This is a genomic window from Sulfitobacter sp. UBA4523, from assembly GCF_002388305.1.
GTDB lineage: Bacteria > Pseudomonadota > Alphaproteobacteria > Rhodobacterales > Rhodobacteraceae > Sulfitobacter > Sulfitobacter pontiacus.
In genome coordinates this window covers 21588-24904 of sequence record NZ_DGMH01000049.1, presented here as the reverse complement: position 1 = coordinate 24904, position 3317 = coordinate 21588, and the positions used below count along the sequence as shown (strand labels likewise).

Here is a 3317-nt window from a genome sequence, read left to right as displayed (position 1 = left end):
AAGAGACCGGCCTGATCCTTGGCCAGAAAGGCGCATGGGAGGGCACGCCCCCTGCCGATTGGCTGACCTTTGCACAGCGCGGCTATCTGCCCCACGCGGCCCCGCTGCAATTTGTTTTCCGCGCGCTGACGCCCCCCGGCCGTCCACGCCGCTTTGATGCGCGTTTCTTTCTGGTCGATGCCGAGGATATCGCCACCGATCTGGACAATTTCGACGACGCCTGTGACGAGCTTTCGCATCTGCAATGGGTGGCCCTGTCGGACGCGCGCAAATTCGACATGCCCTTCATCACCGAGGTAGTGCTGGCCGAAGTCGAGGCCCGCGCGCGGCAGCTTGACCCGCCCGCCTCGGTCCCGTTTTTCAAGAATAACGACGAAGAAAGCCTGTTCCTGCGTTTGCGCGGGCGCCCGATGCCAAGCTAGGCGACCATCACCAGCATCAGGATCGACGCGATCAGCACCGCCATGCCTGCAGCCTCACGGGGGCTGATTTTCTCGCGGAAGAACAGGGTGGAGGCGGCGACGCTCAGGATCAGCTCTACCTGACCAAGGGCTTTGACATAGGCTGCGTTCTGCAAGGTGAAGGCGATGAACCAGCACAGGGATCCGCCCATCGAGGTCAGCCCGATCCAGAGCGCGACCCGGCGCGCGCGCCAGACATCGCGGATCTGCCCCGGTTCGCGCAGCCGCAGGTACACCGCCATGATCAGCGATTGCATCGTCACCACCGCCGCAAGGGTCACGCCTGCGCGCAGCACCGGCAGATCGGTCTGCACGGCCAGCGACGCCCCGCGGTAGGACACGGCCGACACCGCGAAAAGCGCGCCTGACGCGATCCCCAGCCCCGCCGCGCGATTGCGCAGGTCGCGCAGGTGAAAGCCCTTGGCCTCTGCCCCGCCGGACAGCAGCAACAACCCGACCACGCCAAGGGCAATCGCGGCGAAACCCGTGACGCTGACGCCCTCGCCCAGAATGATCCAACCCACCAGCACCGTCAGGATGACTTCGGTCTTCTTGAAGGTGATGCCCACGGCAAAGTTGCGCTGTTTGAACAGTAGCACCACACAGACCGTCGCAAGGATCTGCGCCGTGCCGCCGACCAACCCATGCGCCCAGAACCCCGGCCCAAGCGGCGGCAGGGGGGTCGCGCTGAGCGCCAGATAAGCCGCGAGCCCCAGTAGAATAAAGGGCGCGGAGTACAGAAACCGCGAGAACGTCGCCCCCGCCGCCGACAGGGTCGCGGTCGCGAGGTATTTTTGCAGCATGAACCGTCCGGTCTGAAAGACCGCCGCGGCCAGCGTCACGAGGATCCACAGGTCCGGCAGCGTGTCAGCCATGGGCGCGGACCCCGATCACCGCGGCGCGCCCACAAAGCGGCCCACGCCCTCGGGCATCGGCAAGGCCGCATGAGCTTGGGCAAAGCGCGTCAACGCCGCCGCGATCTCCGGAGACGGATCAGAGGGTTTGCGGGTTTCAAGGCTGACATGCAGCAAAAAGTGTTCCCCCGTGGCGAGCAGCCGGTCGCCTTCGTACATCTCGTGCCACAGATGCATTTTCTTACCCGCTCCCAGCAGCACGCGGGTGCGTATGTCGATCACCGCGCCTGCATGCACTTCGTCCACGTGGCGGATATGGGTCTCAGCAGTGAAAAAGCTCCCGCCCGAGGCAATATACGCCGCGTCGCAGCCGATCAGTTCCATAAAACGGTCGGTCGCATCGGCAAAGGCCTGAAGGTATTTCGCTTCGGTCATGTGGCCGTTGTAATCGGTCCAGTCCAGCGGCACGGCACGATGGACGGTGGGCACCGGCTGGGACGGATCGTCGATATCCGCCGCTCGCGCCTCAAGCACGGTGCCTGCACGCAAGGCCGCCTCGTGCTGTTTCATCAACCGTCCTGCGCCCCAATCCTGCTGCTTCAGCGCCCGCATCATCGCGACCAGATTATTGTCGCGGATGCGTTCAAGGTCGCGGATGCCATAGGCCCCCGACTGTGCGTCCGATTGCCCCGCGATCAGATCAACAAGGGTCTCGTCAAAATCGGGCACATCCATCAGCTTGGTCCAGGGCCATTTCAATGCCGGACCGAACTGCGACATGAAATGCTTCATCCCCGCTTCGCCACCGGCAACGCGATAGGTCTCGAACAGGCCCATCTGCGCCCACCGGATGCCAAAGCCATAGCGGATGGCGTCGTCGATTTCTTCCGTGGTGGCGATGCCGTCCTTGACCAGCCAGAGCGACTCGCGCCAGACAGCTTCGAGCAGACGGTCGGCCACATGGGCGTCGATCTCTTTGCGCAGATGCAGCGGGTACATGCCAAGCCCCGTCAGCAGTTCCTTGGCGCGGTCTACCAGCGGGCCGTCCTGCCCCTCGGCCGGGACCAGTTCGACCAGCGGCAAAAGGTAGACGGGGTTGAAGGGATGGGCGACCATGATCTGATCGGGGCGCGTACTGCCCGCGCGCAGTTCTGACGGTTTGAAACCCGATGTCGACGATCCGATCACCGCCTGTGCATCACAGGCGGCCTGAATTTCGGCGAGCGTGCTGTGTTTGACCTCAAGCCGCTCGGGCACGCTTTCCTGTATCCACACGGCCCCCTCCACCGCCTCGGCGATGCTGGTGCAGAAACGGAGCCCCCCTTCGGCGGGCAGGGCGACATCGGTCAGACCGGGCATGGAGCGGCGGGCGTTTGCCAGAACTTCGGCCACCTTGCGTTCGGCCTGCGGGTCGGGGTCGAACACCTGTACCTGCCAGCCATTCAGCGCAAAACGCGCGGCCCATCCGCCGCCGATCACACCACCGCCGATGATTGCTGCGATTTTGGTCATTGTCGTATCCTCAGCTGGTCCGTGTCATAGCCGTTAAAGTCCAATATCTCGCGCGCGGCGGCGATCCGGTCCGCACCGCCGCTGGCGCTGCGGTCAAGGATCCAGCCAAAGTCGCCAACGGGATTGCCGACCACTGCGGTGCGGAACCCTTCGTCGACCCAAAGCACCCAAAGCGTGCGCGTGCTGCCATCGGGGCGCGACAGCGCATAGCGCCCCTGCCCCTGCTGCTGCGCCAACCACAGCGTCCCCCCGTCGCCACAGCCGACCTGTGTGCACAACTGGAACGCGGGGCCCTTCGTCGTCTCGACCAAGGCCACCTGCGCCACGCCGTCGCCAAAGCTGTCGCGGACCAGCCACGGTCCTTTGAAGCGCGCCGCGTCATAGCGGCTGGTGGCACCGATTAGCGCCTTGCTGTCCCGCAGGCCCTGCGCGGTGTCGGGGGCCTGAGCCCCGCATCCGGCCAGAAGCGCCAGCGCCAGAGCCAGCAGCG

Annotated in this window: 3 protein-coding genes and 1 pseudogene; 1 reads left to right on the top strand and 3 read right to left on the bottom strand. The window is 64.9% G+C overall.

Annotation, left to right across the window (positions count from 1 at the left end; translation table 11 throughout):
* Positions 1-422 (top strand): annotated as a pseudogene (locus B3849_RS11130) (DNA mismatch repair protein MutT); the annotation flags it as partial.
* Here B3849_RS11130 and B3849_RS11125 read toward each other — a convergent pair.
* The 3 genes from B3849_RS11125 to B3849_RS11115 are packed head-to-tail and all read right to left on the bottom strand — an operon-like array spanning position 419 to position 3315.
* Positions 419-1336: a DMT family transporter gene (locus B3849_RS11125; protein WP_037963824.1), complete on the bottom strand. Its 918-nt coding sequence runs from the start codon at positions 1334-1336 to the stop codon at positions 419-421. The pseudogene B3849_RS11130 and the gene B3849_RS11125 overlap by 4 nt on opposite strands.
* A 15-nt stretch (positions 1337-1351) precedes the next feature.
* On the bottom strand, positions 1352-2827 hold the full coding sequence (locus B3849_RS11120; RefSeq protein ID WP_278425637.1) for a carnitine 3-dehydrogenase: 1476 nt from the start codon (positions 2825-2827) through the stop codon (positions 1352-1354).
* Complete coding sequence (locus tag B3849_RS11115; RefSeq protein WP_286780138.1) at positions 2824-3315, bottom strand: lipocalin family protein; 492 nt, start codon at positions 3313-3315, stop codon at positions 2824-2826. Before B3849_RS11115 ends, B3849_RS11120 begins: the two co-directional genes overlap by 4 nt.
* Positions 3316-3317: the final 2 nt, after the last annotated feature.